The sequence below is a fragment of the Streptomyces sp. NPDC048473 genome (assembly GCF_043200155.1).
GTDB lineage: Bacteria > Actinomycetota > Actinomycetes > Streptomycetales > Streptomycetaceae > Streptomyces.
The window spans coordinates 97,759-111,891 of sequence record NZ_JBICXE010000014.1; the positions used below are offsets into that span (position 1 = coordinate 97,759).

Genomic DNA, 14,133 nt, shown 5'->3' on the forward strand with positions numbered 1-14,133 from the left:
CTGCTGACGGGCCGCTCCGCGCCATACGCGACAATGGAGCAATGACCACGCTCGCCCCCTCGCTCCCGCTGCTCCGGATCGGCCCCCACACGGTGCAGCCGCCGGTGGTGCTCGCCCCCATGGCCGGCATCACCAACGCCCCGTTCCGCACCCTGTGCCGGGAGTACTCCGGCGGCAAGGGGCTGTTCGTCAGCGAGATGATCACCACGCGGGCGCTGGTCGAGCGCAATGAGAAGACCATGCAGCTCATCCACTTCGACGCGAGCGAGACCCCGCGCTCGATCCAGCTGTACGGAGTGGACCCGGTCACTGTCGGCAAGGCCGTCCGCATGATCGTCGACGAGAATCTCGCCGACCACATCGACCTGAACTTCGGCTGCCCGGTCCCCAAGGTGACCCGCAAGGGCGGTGGCTCGGCGCTCCCGTACAAGCGGCCGCTACTGCGCGCGATCCTCCACCAGGCGGTCTCCAACGCGGGCGATCTGCCGGTCACCATCAAGATGCGCAAGGGCATCGACGACGACCACACCACCTACCTCGACGCGGGCCGGATCGCGGTCGAGGAGGGCGTCACGGCCGTCGCCCTGCACGGCCGGACGGCCGCCCAGCACTACGGCGGCACCGCCGACTGGGACGCCATCGCCCGCCTCAAGGAGCACGTCCCGGAGATCCCCGTCCTCGGTAACGGCGACATCTGGTGCGCGGACGACGCCCGCCGGATGATGCGCGAGACCGGCTGCGACGGCGTGGTCGTGGGCCGTGGCTGCCTGGGCCGCCCCTGGCTCTTCGGCGACCTGGTGAGCGCGTTCGAGGGTACGGAGGCGAGGCGGGCGCCCGGTCTGCGCGAGGTCGCCGACGTCATGCTGCGGCACGCGACGCTCCTGGGGGAGTGGATCGGCGACGAGACCCGTGGCGTGATCGACTTCCGCAAGCATGTCGCCTGGTACCTCAAGGGCTTCTCGGTCGGCTCCGAGATGCGCAAGAAGCTGGCCATCACCTCGTCGCTGGACGAGCTGGGCGGCCAGCTGCAGGAGCTGGACCTGGACCAGCCGTGGCCGGCCGGCGCGGACGGGCCGCGCGGGCGCACCTCGGGCAACAACCGGGTGGTCCTGCCGGACGGCTGGCTGAAGGACCCGTACGACTGCGCGGGCGTGAGCGCGGACGCGGAGCTGGACACCTCGGGCGGCTGAGAACGCTCCCGAGGGCGCGACGGGGGCCCGACGGGGCCCTCCAGGGCTTTCCCCGGCCCTTCGGGGCCCTCAAGAGGCACACGGCGCCACAGGCACCGCGTGCCTCTTCTTTTGTCTCGCTCATCTGAGCGCTACATCAAGCCGGATTCGGCGATATCTGGCCATGGGTGAGCCTCAATGTGCCCACATTGGGCATCGCGCATCGAATCTGCTCACACTCGGCTGCACCTCGATGGTCAACGGGTGACCAATGACCGCCCTTCGCCCGTCCGGATGGTGACATCTGAGCGCCGATCGTAGAGTGATTCTCGCCACCCTGAGAACCAGGTCGCTCAAATGAGCGCAAATTCGGGAGCTGCATTTCTCAAATGATGGCACTCGGTGCCAAGGTGCTTCACTTTGATCGATCGACGCTTCCGCTGCGCTGCGTGGTCGAGATCGGGGATTTCGGTCGCACTGAGTGCTTATTCGTTCAAGAAGTGAAGGCATGCCTCCATCGAGGGACAAGGCATGCCACTTTCGATCTGCTGGCGGACGGGTGGTTGAGGCCTCATGACGCGCAAGTGGACGTACCCAGACACCTTCGATCTGGGTATGTTCCTCGCCGTCAGGGCAGCCACCGCGTCCTCGAGGAGTCGAGACCCGTGTCGGAAAACAAAGATCCTCAGAAGTTCGTCTACGACTTCACCGAGGGCAACAAGGATCTGAAGGACCTGCTCGGCGGGAAGGGTGCCAACCTCGCCGAGATGACCAATCTCGGGCTCCCCGTCCCTCCGGGCTTCACCATCACCACCGAGGCGTGCAAGGTCTACCTCGACAGTGGCGAGGAGCCGACGGCGCTGCGCGACGAGGTCAGCGCGCATCTCGACGCCCTTGAGGCGCGGATGGGCAAGAAGCTCGGCCAGGCGGACGACCCGCTGCTGGTCTCGGTCCGCTCCGGCGCGAAGTTCTCGATGCCCGGCATGATGGACACGGTCCTCAACATCGGCCTCTCCGACGAGTCCGTGGTCGGTCTCACCGCCCAGGCCGGCGACGAGCGTTTCGCGTGGGACTCCTACCGCCGCCTCATCCAGATGTTCGGCAAGACCGTCCTCGGCGTCGACGGCGACCTCTTCGAGGAGGCGCTGGAGGCGGCGAAGGAGGCCAAGGGTGTCACGGTCGATGTGGATCTCGACGCGGCCGACCTGAAGAAGCTGGTCAAGCAGTTCAAGAAGATCGTCTCGCGGGACGCCGGACGTGACTTCCCGCAGGACCCGCGCGAGCAGATGGACCTGGCCATAAAGGCCGTCTTCGAATCGTGGAACACCGACCGGGCCAAGCTCTACCGCCGCCAGGAGCGCATCCCCGGCGACCTCGGCACGGCCGTCAACGTCTGTTCGATGGTCTTCGGCAACCTCGGTCCCGACTCCGGTACGGGTGTCGCGTTCACCCGCGACCCGGCCAGCGGCCACGCGGGCGTGTACGGCGACTACCTGCAGAACGCGCAGGGCGAGGACGTCGTCGCCGGTATCCGTAACACCGTGCCGCTCGCCGAGCTGGAGTCGATCGACAAGAAGTCGTACGACCAGCTGATGCAGATCATGAAGACGCTCGAGACGCACTACAAGGACTTGTGCGACATCGAGTTCACCATCGAGCGCGGCCAGCTGTGGATGCTCCAGACCCGGGTCGGCAAGCGCACCGCCGGTGCCGCCTTCCGGATCGCCACGCAGCTCGTCGACCAGGGCCTGATCGACGAGGCCGAGGCGCTCCAGCGGGTCAACGGGGCGCAGCTCGCGCAGCTGATGTTCCCGCGCTTCGACGACGAAGCGAAGACGGAGCTGCTCGGCCGTGGCATCGCCGCCTCGCCCGGCGCCGCGGTCGGCAAGGCCGTCTTCGACTCGTACACCGCGGTGAAGTGGTCCCGGTCCGGCGAGAAGGTCATCCTCATCCGCCGCGAGACCAACCCCGACGACCTCGACGGCATGATCGCGGCCGAGGGCATCCTGACCTCGCGAGGCGGCAAGACCTCGCACGCCGCCGTCGTCGCACGCGGCATGGGCAAGACCTGTGTCTGCGGCGCCGAGGACCTCGAAGTCGACACCAAGCGCCGCCGGATGACGGTGGGCGGCCGGGTCATCGAGGAGGGCGACGTCGTCTCCATCGACGGCTCCACCGGCAAGGTGTACCTCGGTGAGGTCCCCGTCGTGCCGTCCCCGGTCGTCGAGTACTTCGAGGGCCGGATGCACGCGGGCGCCGACGACGCCGACGAGCTGGTCGCCGCCGTGCACCGGATCATGGCGTACGCGGACCGGGTGCGCCGGCTGCGGGTGCGGGCCAACGCCGACAACGCCGAGGACGCGCTGCGCGCCCGCCGCTTCGGCGCCCAGGGCATCGGCCTGTGCCGTACCGAGCACATGTTCCTCGGCGAGCGCCGCGAGATGGTCGAGAAGCTGATCCTCGCGGACACCGACACCGAGCGCGAGACCGCGCTGGACGCGCTGCTTCCGCTCCAGAAGGCCGACTTCATCGAGCTGTTCGAGGCGATGGACGGACTGCCCGTCACCGTACGGCTGCTCGACCCGCCGCTGCACGAGTTCCTGCCCGACATCACCGAGCTCTCGGTACGGGTCGCGCTCGCCGAGTCCCGCAAGGACGCCAACGAGAACGACCTGCGCCTGCTCCAGGCCGTGCACAAGCTGCACGAGCAGAACCCGATGCTCGGTCTGCGCGGGGTCCGTCTCGGTCTCGTCATCCCCGGCCTGTTTGCCATGCAGGTACGGGCGATCGCCGAGGCCGCGGCCGAGCGCAAGAACGCCAAGGGCGACCCGCGCGCCGAGATCATGATTCCGCTGGTCGGCACGGTCCAGGAGCTGGAGATCGTCCGCGAGGAGGCCGACCAGGTCATCGCCGAGGTCGAGGCCGCCACCGGCACCCGGCTGAAGCTCTCCATCGGCACGATGATCGAGCTGCCGCGTGCCGCGCTGACCGCCGGTCAGATCGCCGAGGCCGCACAGTTCTTCTCCTTCGGTACGAACGACCTGACCCAGACGGTGTGGGGCTTCTCCCGCGACGACGTGGAGGCCTCGTTCTTCACCGCGTACCTGGAGAAGGGCATCTTCGGGGTGTCGCCGTTCGAGACGATCGACAAGGACGGCGTCGGCGCGCTGGTCCGCAGCGCCGTCGCGGCCGGCCGGGCCACCCGCCCGGACCTGAAGCTCGGCGTCTGCGGCGAGCACGGCGGCGACCCGGAGTCGGTGCACTTCTTCCACGAGGTGGGCCTGGACTACGTGTCCTGCTCCCCGTTCCGCATCCCTGTCGCCCGTCTGGAGGCGGGCCGGGCGGCGGCGGACTCGAAGGGCAGCGACAGCCGCTGACCCGGCATCACACCCCCTGACCCCGGAGCTGTCGTCGGCTCACTCGTACCCTCACCGACCCGACGGCGGCTCCGGAACTCCCAGAGGCGGCGGCACCCTGTGCGGGGGTGCCGCCGTTTCGTTTTGTTCTGGGGAAAATGGTTGTTCGACGTTGTGCCTTTTCTTCGTTCAATACGCAAAGTTCGTTCAATACGCAAAGATATGGATCGGGAACGGACCGGGGTGCGGCCCATGGATCCCCATCCATGGGCCGCACCCGGCTTACCCCCGTCGGGTACGGAGCCGCACCGTCGCCGACCGCCGCCGAACGAGCAAAACCCCCCACGGCCTTCACTCGCTCTTCCGGTGGCTCCGGATTCGTACCCGACGTCGTACAGCTTTTCGGGAGAGGGCATGCGGAGGCGAGACGTTTCACCTCTGGCCGAAACCCCGTGGTGACGTGCTGTTACGGATCACCTACCCTTGCGTGGGGGCAATTGCAGGTGCAACAGATGGGGGTTCGGTGCTGCGTATCCATATGTCCGGAGTGGACCTTTCCAAGGTGCGGATGGCCACCCGGCCGGATGCGCTGTGGGAAACCATTCTGAGTTTCCATCGGCTGAGGGATCGGCGTGGTTCCACGGTGTTCGGGAAATGGCGTACGGAAACCCGGCCCCGGTTGAATGGTGAAGTACGTCTGCTGGCCGCCGTGATTCCACCGCGCGGCTATTTCCCGGACTTCCTGACGCCTTCTCAGGAAAGCGGTGAGCCGTACGGCATCGACGCCGGAATTGAAGCGTTGCGCGACACCCCGCCCCTGCGGATCCGCGCCGAACTCGCCCTGCTGGGCGCCGAACGCCGCGAGGCGCGCCGCACCGCGGACGGGCGCGGCGAGCTGCTCGGCCGGCTCATCGCCGCCCTGCGCGGCTACCATCGCGCCGCGATCGAGCCGTACTGGCCGCACATCCAGGCCAGCGTCGAGGCCGACCGCGCCGTCCGCGGCCGCGCCCTCCTGGACGGCGGGGCGGAAGAGCTGCTCGCCTCCCTCCCGCCCATGATCCGCTGGCGGGCCCCCGTGCTGGAGGCGGACTACCCCGTCGACCGCGAACTCCATCTGGACGGGAGGGGGTTACTGCTCCAGCCGTCGTACTTCTGCCGCGTCACCCCGGTCGTCTACCGCGACCCGCAGCTTCCGCCGGTCCTCGTCTACCCGGTCACCCACTCCCGCGCCCCGGTCTTCGCCGAACCGGGGCCCTGGCTCGGCCGGCTCCTCGGCAATACCCGCTCGACGATCCTGAGAGCCATCGGCAACGGCTGCACGACCAGCGAACTCGCCCGCCGGGCAGGAGTCTCCCTCGCCTCGGCGAGCCAGCACGCCTGTGTGCTGCGCGAGGCCGGCCTGATCCACACCCTGAGGCACGGCAGCTCGGTCCTGCACACGCTGACCCCGCTGGGCGGATCACTGCTCCGCGGCGGCGCGCCGCTCGCCATGTCCTGACGCCGGAGGGCCAGAGTTTTCTTCGCGGGACCGATGAGTTCTGCGCAGCCCGGCCGTCTACCTGTCGTAAATCGTTCGAACAGCAGAGTTCGAACAACGCAGAGTTCGGACAACAGAGAGAGCGGAACGACCATGCCTCAGATGATCTTCGTGAACCTGCCGGTCAAGGACCTCGAGACGACCAAGGCCTTCTTCGGCAAGCTCGGCTTCTCGTTCAACCCGCAGTTCACCGACGAGAACACCGCATGTCTCGTCATCAGCGACACCATCTTCGCCATGCTCCTCACGGAGCCCCGCTTCAAGGAGTTCACCAAGAAGGAGATCGTCGACGCCTCGAAGTCCACCGAGGTGATCCTCGCCCTGAGCGCCGAGAGCCGCGAGAAGGTGGACGAGCTGGTCGACACCGCCCTCGCCTCCGGGGGATCGCCCGCCAACGAGCCGATCGACTACGGCTTCATGTACGGCCGTTCCTTCCAGGACCCGAACCACCACATCTGGGAGGTCATGTGGATGGACCCCTCCGCCGTCGAGGGCCAGCAGGGCTGAGCCCGTCGACGAGGGGCGGGGGAGCGGTCCTCAGTGTGTGAAGCCCGGATATGCCACCCCCGTGAGCTGCTCGGACGCCACCCAGAGCCGTTCGCTCGCCACATCGTTCAGCGTCCAGCCTGCCCGCCAGGACGGGGCGGGCGCACCGCGCCAGCCCAGCAGCCTCGGCCCGGTGAACGAGTCGGGGCGTACGCCGGGCGCGGTGGCCGCGTACAGGGTGGGCAGCGCACCGGACGACGCGGGCTGGGCGATGATCCGGTTGCCGAGCTCCACCACCCGTTCCGCCGCCTTGCGGTTCTCCATCCGGACGCCCGCCGTCTGCAGATTGGTCGCCGCGTAACCGGGGTGCGCCGCGGCGGCCACCACCTCGCAACCGGCCGCCGACAGCCGCCGCGCCAGCTCGTGGATGAAGAGCAGATTGGCGGTCTTGGAGCGGCCGTAGGCGATCCAACGGCGGTAGTTCCGCTCGCTGTTGAGATCCCCGATGTCGATGTTGGACAGGGCGTGCATACCGCTGGAGACGCTCACCACGCGCGCCCCGGGGGTGTCGAGGAGCTTTGTGAGCAGCAGTCCGGTGAGGGCGAAGTGCCCGAGGTGGTTGACGCCGAACTGCCTCTCGAAGCCGTCGGCCGTCTTCCCGTACGGAAGGGCCATCACACCCGCGTTGTTGATCAGCAGATCGAGCCGGTCGGGCGTGTGGGCCGCGGCGAACTTGCGTACGGAATCCAGATCGGCCAGATCGAGCGGTACGAACTCCACGTCCGCGCCGGGCACGGCCGTCCGGATGCGGGACTCGGCCTCCTTGCCGCGTGTCTCGTCGCGGCAGGCGAGCAGCACTCGCGCGCCGTGCCGGGCCAGTTCCCGTGCCGTGATCAGTCCGATGCCGCTGTTGGCTCCGGTGACCACGGCGGTACGGCCGCTCTGATCGGGGATGTCGCTCGCGTTCCAGCCCTGGCTCATGGGCCAAGCGTACGACCGCGGCGCGCCGGCCGGACGGGCCGGGCGGATCCGGATTCCGCCGGGCTCGCGAGGGCCTGAAGCCCGTGAACCTCGGAGTTGGCTCGGCGATCCGGCCGAAAGCGGTTGGACGGAGCACGTATCGCCTCCTTATGGTCGCGACCATGCCCGACATAACACTCACCACTCTGGTCGTCCTCTGCCTCGCCGCAGCCGCGGCCGGCTGGATCGACGCGGTGGTCGGCGGCGGCGGACTGCTGCTGCTGCCCGCCCTGCTGCTGGGCCTGCCGCACGTCCCGGCCGCGCACGTCCTCGGCACGAACAAGGCGGTCGCGATCGTCGGTACGTCGGGCGCCGCCGTGACGTACGTACGCAAGGCACCGGTGAAGGTCGGGACGGCCCTGCGGATCGGGCTCGCGGCGCTGGCCGGATCGATGACCGGGGCGTTCTTCGCCGCCGGGATCAGCAGCGAGGTGCTGCGCCCGGTCATCATGGTTGTGCTGCTGGCGGTCGCGGCGTTCGTGATGCTGCGGCCCTCGTTCGGCAGGGCGGCGGACGACGGTACGCGGCACAAGGTCACCCGGGCCCGCACCGTCACCGCGATCGTGCTGGTCGGCGGCGGCATCGGCTTCTACGACGGGCTGTTCGGCCCCGGCACCGGAACGTTCCTGGTGCTGGCGCTGACCGCGGTGCTCCACCTCGACCTGGTGACGGCGTCCGCCACCGCCAAGATCGTCAACGTCTGCACCAACGGCGGGGCGCTGGCGATGTTCGCCTACCAGGGCAGCGTGATGTGGCAACTGGCCGCGCTGATGGCGGTGTTCAACCTGGCGGGCGGTCTGATCGGGGCGCGGATGGCGCTCAGGAAGGGCAGCGAGTTCGTCCGCGGGGTACTGCTGGTCGTGGTGTTCTCGCTGGTCGCGAAGTTGGCGTTCGACCAGTGGACGGCATGAACGACGGGCGGCGGGCGGCCGGGTTCACCGCACCTCGGTGAGATGCGCGTACGCCACCACATTGCCCTGGTAACCCGTCGTCTTCGAGAACCCGCCGCCGCAGGTGATCAGCCGCAGCGAGGCGTAGGGCGAGGCGCCGTACACCCGCTTGTCGGGGAAGTTCTTGCTCTCGTAGACCTCGACCGCGTCGAGTGAGAAGACGGCGGTACGCCCGTCCTGGCGGACCACCTCGACCGTGCTGCCCTTCTGCAGGGTGCCCAGGTTGTAGAAGACCGATGGCCCTTGTGCGTTGTCGACATGACCGGCGACGATCGCGCTGCCCTTGGAGCCGGGCGGAGTGCCGTCCCGGTACCAGCCGACGACATCACGGTTCCCGGCCGGCGGCACATCGAGACTGCCGTCGGCCCCGAGCCCCAGTCGCATCATCGGGGCGTCCACCCGGATGCTCGGGATCCGGATGCGCACGGGCGCCGAGGGCTTCAGTGGTTCGGCGACCGGAGACCCCGGCTGCAGCTCGGGGCCGCCCGCGAAGGCCTGGGCGGCGGTCGGCTGGGGCGGGATCAGCTCGGTGCCGGCGCCGTGACGGATCAGCCAGATACCGGCCAGCGCTGCGATGGCCAGCAGCCAGCTCTTGGCCTTCTGGGGCACGGTCGTCCTCCGGGTGACGAGATGGGGACGGTACGGGGACAGTCCCGTCCCGGTGGCGCGCGGCCACCGGGACGGAAACCAGGCGGTACGGAGACGTGAATCCGTCGCCGTCAGCCGGCTCCCTGCGTGCCGCTCGCCCGGCGACGCAGGAGCCAGGCTCCGCCGACGGCGGTCGCGGCGAGTACGCCGGCGCCCGCCGCGATCTGGGTGGTGTCGGGCCGGACGCTGCCGCCGACACCTGTTTTGACGTGCCCGCTGGGGGCGTCGGGTACGGATGAGTCGTCACGCCCGGATGACGAGTTGTCCCGTCCGGACTGGCTGTCGCGTCCGGACGATGAGTTGTCGCGTTCGGATGATGAGTTGTCGCGTCCGGATGAGTTGTCGCGCTCGGATGACGAGTTGTCGCGTCCGGACTGGTCGTTCTGTCCGGATGAGTTGTCGCGTCCGGACTGGCTGTCGCGTCCGGATGAGTTGTCGCGTCCGGACGACGAGCTGTCCTGCTTTGCCGAGCCCTCGTCCCCGGAGGGAATGTTGAGCCCGGACAGGGCGTCGAGCCCGCCGACGGAGTCGAGCAGCGAGGGGACATTGAGGCCGGAGGGATTGTTGAGGCTGAAGGGAGTGTCGCGCCCGGACCCGGCGGGGTTGTCCGCCCCGCCCTCGTCGCCGTTGTCCCGTGGCGCGGCCGCCGAGCTGACCCGCAGCGCGCCGACATCACCTGCGTACGCGTACGGCCCGGCGGTGAAGAGGCCGAGCGTGGCTATGGTGACCGCGGAAACGGCGGTACCGGTCACTAGGCGGGCAGGACGCATGGGGGGTTCCTCCGGCAACTGCGCGAGTGGGTGTGTCGGCGTGTCCTGACCACGAGCTAACGGGCGGTCCGCCACCCATGCCTGCTGACACCGAGTCAGCTTTCACCCGAACGGCCCGGCGCGGCATCCTTGCCAAGCTGCATGCGTGCAGGTCACAGCGGTGATCGAAGCGAGGGCTGCCGGTCCCGTACCGCCCGGTGCCGATTGGGTGATGTCGCCCCGGAAGAGAGTGGCGCACATCACACGCATGACCTTGCGAGTGTCGGGCACACGTCTGACACCCCCCCACGGGACGGTGCACCAGGCCGCCCCCGGCCGCCGCCCTCACCGGACCCTTCCCCCCCCTGGGTCCGGTGAGGGCGGTTCCATGCCCGGGGCGTCCCGCGATGCGGCATTCTCAGGCCGGTGCTGTGGCGGACCATTCGACAGCCGGCGGTCGCACCCGGGCGCAGAGCGGCTGCCCCTTGGCGTCGGAGAGAGTCAGCCGCGCGGTGAGATGCCCGGAGCGCACGGCGGCTTCGACCACGGCCGGATCGATGTCGCCCAGCATCAGCTTGGCCCGCCGGAACATGGCGAAGACGCCGTTCTCGTCGACCGTGCCCCAGGACAGATAGACGAAGCGCCCGCCCAGCCGGTTCTGCACGTAAGGCCCCTTGATCTCGACACCGTCCCCGGCCGGGGCGACGGTGCAGTCCAAGGTCCACGAGGCCGACGGGGCGTCGCCCGGGTGCAGGCCGAGCAGTTCGCCGGGCCTGTCCTTGCGCTGCACGCCCACGTGGATGTTGTGGGCGCCGGGGAAGTCACTGTCGGGCCCACAGGTGAGGCCGGGGAGATGTGAGCCTTCGATATGGATCTGCATGCCCCCATGCTCCCTCCCTCCGGACGCCGACCCTGCCCGTGTGCCTTCAGGCCGCCGTCCGCAGCAGGGCGTGGAGTTCGCCGTGCAGGAGGCGGGGCGCGGCGAGAAAGCCTTCGGCTCCCGCGGTCCACCCGTGGTCCGCGGCCCCGGTCGGGTCCGTGACGGACACGCCGGCCTCGGGCGCCGGCAGCGCACCGGCGAGGAGGTTCGAGTCGTCCCGGCCGTACTCCCAGAACGCGTCGAGCCGCCCCGAGTCCACCGTCCGCCGCCGCATCGCGGCACTGCGCGAGCGCGGTCTGCTGCGCACCCATGTCCATGTGGACGTGCGCCGCCTCGGTCTCGCCGTCGACGCCAATCTGCTGATGCAGGTGGAGCCCGGCCGGCTCGACGCGGTGGGCCGGGAACTGGCCGCTCATCCGGCGGTGCACGGCGCCATGGCCACCGCCGGTGCCGCCAACCTCCATCTCGCGGTGTGGCTGCCCGACCTGGCAGCCCTCTATCGCTTTCTGACACAGGACATCGGCGCCCACGGTGTCACGGCCGTCGAGACCGTCCTGGTCGGCCGGGCGGTGAAGCGCCCGGGCAGCCATGGGGGTCCGGCGTGACGCCAGGAGGCTTCAGATCGTGTCCCACGGCGCGCCGTCGTACGCCTGCCCGATCCGCTTCATCAGCTCCTCGTCCATCGTGAACTCGGTGTCGTCGATGCGCCGGACCGGCGCGATGCCCTGCGAGTTGGTGATGAACGCCGACCGGAACGCGGCCAGCCCGTCCAGTGTCACCGGGCGCCGTACGGACTCCAGCCCCGCGCCCGGCAGCTCCTGCTCCAGCAGCGCCATGGTGATGCCGAGCAGGGAAGGGGCGTCGGGCCAGACGACCGAAGTGCCGTCCCAGAAAGCGATGTTGGTGATCGAACCCTCCGTCACCGCACCGTCCGGCGTGGTCAGCAGGGCCTCGTCGAAACCGGCGCGTGCCGCGAGCCTTGCGTAGTACGTCTGGCCGAACTCGCCGGGGCGCTTGATGTGCGGCACGGTCCGGGCGTACGGAACGGACATCAGGTCGTGCGGTTCGGCGGACTTCCGCGCCGGCTCGCGCACCGTGACCATGACGGTCGTCTCCGTGCCGCCCGGTGACGGAAAGCCGTACACCCGGGTCGAGGCGTCCCGTACCCCGGCACTGTCCAGCGCGTGCCGGATCAGCTCGCGGACCCGCTCCCCGTCGAGACCGTGCTCGAACAGCTCCTGGTTGGCGGAGTCCAGCCGGGCCAGATGCAGGGCGAGGCCGCGCACCTTTCCGTCCCTGACCTGCATGGCCGTGAAATGGCCGTAGTTGAGGAAGGCGGGAATCCGCAGATCCGCCTCGGTGGCCGGACGCCCGTCGAACTCGGCGTACGGGAAGGGCGTGGGAGGGGGAGTCGTCATGCGATCCACCGTATGCCGCGGCGCGCGACGGCGGCCCCCGACGGACAGGACTTGACCTCAACCATGGTTGACATATGAGCCTCTCCGCATGGACCTCACCGCAACACCCTCATCCATCGCATCCACGACCGCCTCCACCGCGCCCCTGAAGGTTGCGGTCATCCTCGCCAGCAATCGCGAGGGACGGTTCGCACCCGTCGTCTCCGACTGGTTCCTCTCGCGCGCCGCCGGTCACTCCGGCATCGGGACCGACCTGATCGACATCGCGGAACTCGACCTCCCGATCGCCCTCTCCCACCGGCCCGACGCCGATGCGCAGGCCCAACTGGCGCCCGTGTCGCCCAGGTTGGCCAAGGCCGATGCCTTCGTCGTCATCACCCCCGAGTACAACCACTCGTACCCGGCCCCGCTGAAGAACCTCATCGACTGGCACCACGCCGAGTGGCAGGCCAAGCCCGTCGCCTTCGTCTCGTACGGCGGAGTCTCCGGAGGCCTGCGCGCCGTCGAGCACCTGAGGCAGGTCTTCGCGGAGCTGCACGCCGTCGGCATCCGCGAAACCGTGTCGTTCCACAATGCGGGCGCCCTGTTCGACGACGAGGGCAGGCACAAGGACCCCTCGGGCTGCGACGCGGCGGCCAGGACACTGCTCGACCAGCTGGTCTGGTGGGGGCGCGCGCTGCGCGACGCCAAGGCCGTCCGTCCGTACGGCGTCTGACCGCGGGACACTGCGCCGCGCCGCAACGCCCCCGACAATCGACGAAGAAGGCAAGGACGCCCCGAAACCGACCCGAGGAGCCCGAAGGTGACGACGCCGGCATTGCTGATGCTGACCGTGCTGACCACGACGGACAGCGAGGAGAAGGCCCATTCCCTGGCGCAGGGCGCGGTGGAGGCGCGGCTCGCCGCCTGCGTACAGATCTCCGCGCCCGTCACCTCGGTCTACCGCTGGCGGAACGCCATCGATACCACCGAGGAGTGGCAGCTGCTGTTCAAGACGACGGCCGAGCGGTACGAGGAACTGGAGGCGCATCTCCTGGCGGCGCACGACTACGAAACACCGGAGATCATTGCGATCCCGGTGGTGCGGGGCAGCGCCCGCTACCTCGACTGGGTCTCGGCCGAGACCGCCCCGGTCATCTCTCTGTAGCCGGCACCAGCCCGGGGTCGCCCGCCCTCAATGCCCGTCCGCCGCCAGGGCCTCCTCGACCCCGGGCTCCTGTGGCCCCAGAAACTGCGGGTCGGGCCTGAACACGGCATCCAGCGCCGCCTTTCCCGCCGCGAACACCTCCCGCGTCCCGCCGTAGTACCAGGTCGCATCGTGTACGGCGTCGACGCCGACGCCGTACGCATCGATCCCCGCGGTCCGGCACAACGCGATCGCCCGCCGGATGTGGAACCCCTGGCTCACCAGCACTGCGCGGTCGACCCCGAAGATCTTCTTGGCCCGGACGCACGAGTCCCAGGTGTCGAACCCGGCGAAGTCGCTCACGATCCGCTTGTCCGGCACCCCGTGCGCCCTGAGATACGTGCGCATGGCGTCCGGTTCGTCGTACTCCTTCCGGCTGTTGTCACCGGTCACGAGCACGACTTTCACCTTCCCGTCCCGGTACAGCTCGGCGGCGGCGTTCAGCCGGTTCGCGAGATACGGCGTCGGCTTGCCCTGCCAGAGGCCGGCCCCGAACACCATGGCGACCTGCTGCGCGGGCGCGTCCGCGGGCGTCCTGACGCGGGCGTCGGCGAGGGAGTACATCCAGGTCGAGGGTGCCAGCGCCGCCACACAGGCGACCATCACCCCCTGCACGAGCCGCCGCTGCCCGCGCCGCGTCCGCGGCCACCGCGGCCACCGCGGCCGCAGCCGCCCGAGCCGCCCCAGCCGTCCCGGCTGCTTCTCCCGCATGAGTGTGTCCCCCTGTTCGGTGC

General features: G+C 69.3%; 15 protein-coding genes. 8 read left to right on the forward strand and 7 right to left on the reverse strand.

Annotated features, from left to right (window positions below; genetic code table 11):
- Nucleotides 1–41: 41 nt before the first annotated feature.
- The 4 genes from dusB to ACGFU7_RS22850 all read left to right on the forward strand — a co-directional run bounded on the left by dusB (nucleotide 42) and on the right by ACGFU7_RS22850 (nucleotide 6,569).
- Entirely contained in the window at nucleotides 42–1,190 is a 1,149-nt protein-coding gene (gene dusB / locus ACGFU7_RS22835; protein ID WP_393697839.1) for a tRNA dihydrouridine synthase DusB, read from the forward strand.
- Between the two features lie 644 nt (nucleotides 1,191–1,834).
- Nucleotides 1,835–4,546: a pyruvate, phosphate dikinase gene (gene ppdK, locus ACGFU7_RS22840; protein WP_393697840.1), complete on the forward strand. Its 2,712-nt coding sequence runs from the start codon at nucleotides 1,835–1,837 to the stop codon at nucleotides 4,544–4,546.
- 502 nt (nucleotides 4,547–5,048) lie between these two features.
- On the forward strand, nucleotides 5,049–6,023 hold the full coding sequence (locus tag ACGFU7_RS22845; protein WP_393697841.1) for an ArsR/SmtB family transcription factor: 975 nt from the start codon (nucleotides 5,049–5,051) through the stop codon (nucleotides 6,021–6,023).
- Between the two features lie 132 nt (nucleotides 6,024–6,155).
- A complete protein-coding gene (locus tag ACGFU7_RS22850) occupies nucleotides 6,156–6,569 on the forward strand; it encodes a VOC family protein (protein ID WP_393697842.1) in 414 nt (137 codons plus the stop codon).
- Between the two features lie 30 nt (nucleotides 6,570–6,599).
- Here ACGFU7_RS22850 and ACGFU7_RS22855 read toward each other — a convergent pair whose 3' ends face one another.
- On the reverse strand, nucleotides 6,600–7,529 hold the full coding sequence (locus ACGFU7_RS22855) for an oxidoreductase (RefSeq protein ID WP_393697843.1): 930 nt from the start codon (nucleotides 7,527–7,529) through the stop codon (nucleotides 6,600–6,602).
- A 161-nt stretch (nucleotides 7,530–7,690) separates the two neighbouring features.
- Between ACGFU7_RS22855 and ACGFU7_RS22860 the strand changes: the two genes are divergently transcribed.
- Nucleotides 7,691–8,479: a sulfite exporter TauE/SafE family protein gene (locus ACGFU7_RS22860; RefSeq protein WP_393697844.1), complete on the forward strand. Its 789-nt coding sequence runs from the start codon at nucleotides 7,691–7,693 to the stop codon at nucleotides 8,477–8,479.
- A 24-nt stretch (nucleotides 8,480–8,503) separates the two neighbouring features.
- Here ACGFU7_RS22860 and ACGFU7_RS22865 read toward each other — a convergent pair whose 3' ends face one another.
- The 4 genes from ACGFU7_RS22865 to ACGFU7_RS22880 form a co-directional block, all read right to left on the reverse strand.
- The gene (locus ACGFU7_RS22865; protein WP_393697845.1) at nucleotides 8,504–9,127 is read right to left on the reverse strand and encodes a class F sortase; all 624 of its coding nucleotides are present in this window, start codon (nucleotides 9,125–9,127) and stop codon (nucleotides 8,504–8,506) included.
- 110 nt (nucleotides 9,128–9,237) lie between these two features.
- Nucleotides 9,238–9,936 carry a hypothetical protein gene (locus ACGFU7_RS22870; RefSeq protein ID WP_393697846.1) on the reverse strand — a complete coding sequence of 233 codons (699 nt, stop codon included), beginning with the start codon at nucleotides 9,934–9,936 and terminating at the stop codon, nucleotides 9,238–9,240.
- 397 nt (nucleotides 9,937–10,333) lie between these two features.
- Nucleotides 10,334–10,795, reverse strand: a complete 462-nt coding sequence (locus tag ACGFU7_RS22875) for a DUF5990 family protein (protein ID WP_393697847.1) — start codon at nucleotides 10,793–10,795, stop codon at nucleotides 10,334–10,336.
- Nucleotides 10,796–10,841: 46 nt separating this feature from the next.
- Nucleotides 10,842–10,964 (reverse strand): hypothetical protein, encoded by a 123-nt coding sequence (locus tag ACGFU7_RS22880; protein ID WP_393697848.1) that lies wholly within the window; start codon nucleotides 10,962–10,964, stop codon nucleotides 10,842–10,844.
- Here ACGFU7_RS22880 and ACGFU7_RS22885 point away from each other — a divergent pair.
- Nucleotides 10,954–11,400, forward strand: coding sequence for an Lrp/AsnC family transcriptional regulator (locus ACGFU7_RS22885; protein ID WP_393697849.1), 447 nt, complete (start codon nucleotides 10,954–10,956; stop codon nucleotides 11,398–11,400). The two genes, ACGFU7_RS22880 and ACGFU7_RS22885, sit on opposite strands and share 11 nt — an antisense overlap.
- 12 nt (nucleotides 11,401–11,412) lie before the next feature.
- Here the strand turns inward: ACGFU7_RS22885 and ACGFU7_RS22890 are convergent, their stop codons facing one another.
- Nucleotides 11,413–12,213 carry an aminotransferase class IV family protein gene (locus ACGFU7_RS22890; RefSeq protein ID WP_393697850.1) on the reverse strand — a complete coding sequence of 267 codons (801 nt, stop codon included), beginning with the start codon at nucleotides 12,211–12,213 and terminating at the stop codon, nucleotides 11,413–11,415.
- An 88-nt stretch (nucleotides 12,214–12,301) separates the two neighbouring features.
- On the opposite strand from ACGFU7_RS22890, the gene ACGFU7_RS22895 reads away from it, so the two are divergent.
- Nucleotides 12,302–12,928: an NADPH-dependent FMN reductase gene (locus tag ACGFU7_RS22895; RefSeq protein WP_393697851.1), complete on the forward strand. Its 627-nt coding sequence runs from the start codon at nucleotides 12,302–12,304 to the stop codon at nucleotides 12,926–12,928.
- 108 nt (nucleotides 12,929–13,036) lie between these two features.
- Nucleotides 13,037–13,360 (forward strand): divalent-cation tolerance protein CutA, encoded by a 324-nt coding sequence (gene cutA / locus ACGFU7_RS22900; RefSeq protein WP_393697926.1) that lies wholly within the window; start codon nucleotides 13,037–13,039, stop codon nucleotides 13,358–13,360.
- Nucleotides 13,361–13,387: 27 nt separating this feature from the next.
- Here cutA and ACGFU7_RS22905 read toward each other — a convergent pair whose 3' ends face one another.
- On the reverse strand, nucleotides 13,388–14,110 hold the full coding sequence (locus ACGFU7_RS22905; protein WP_393697927.1) for a vancomycin high temperature exclusion protein: 723 nt from the start codon (nucleotides 14,108–14,110) through the stop codon (nucleotides 13,388–13,390).
- Nucleotides 14,111–14,133 lie beyond the last annotated feature (23 nt).

Bases quoted from the DNA above. Each gene is read 5' to 3' on its own strand.
- dusB (WP_393697839.1), top strand. From the start codon at position 42: ATGACCACGCTCGCCCCCTCGCTCCCGCTGCTCCGGATCGGCCCCCAC.
- ACGFU7_RS22850 (WP_393697842.1), top strand. From the start codon at position 6,156: ATGCCTCAGATGATCTTCGTGAACCTGCCGGTCAAGGACCTCGAGACG.
- ACGFU7_RS22855 (WP_393697843.1), bottom strand. From the start codon at position 7,529: ATGAGCCAGGGCTGGAACGCGAGCGACATCCCCGATCAGAGCGGCCGT.
- ACGFU7_RS22860 (WP_393697844.1), top strand. From the start codon at position 7,691: ATGCCCGACATAACACTCACCACTCTGGTCGTCCTCTGCCTCGCCGCA.
- ACGFU7_RS22870 (WP_393697846.1), bottom strand. From the start codon at position 9,936: ATGCGTCCTGCCCGCCTAGTGACCGGTACCGCCGTTTCCGCGGTCACC.
- ACGFU7_RS22875 (WP_393697847.1), bottom strand. From the start codon at position 10,795: ATGCAGATCCATATCGAAGGCTCACATCTCCCCGGCCTCACCTGTGGG.
- ACGFU7_RS22890 (WP_393697850.1), bottom strand. From the start codon at position 12,213: ATGACGACTCCCCCTCCCACGCCCTTCCCGTACGCCGAGTTCGACGGG.
- ACGFU7_RS22895 (WP_393697851.1), top strand. From the start codon at position 12,302: ATGGACCTCACCGCAACACCCTCATCCATCGCATCCACGACCGCCTCC.
- cutA (WP_393697926.1), top strand. From the start codon at position 13,037: ATGCTGACCGTGCTGACCACGACGGACAGCGAGGAGAAGGCCCATTCC.
- ACGFU7_RS22905 (WP_393697927.1), bottom strand. From the start codon at position 14,110: ATGCGGGAGAAGCAGCCGGGACGGCTGGGGCGGCTCGGGCGGCTGCGG.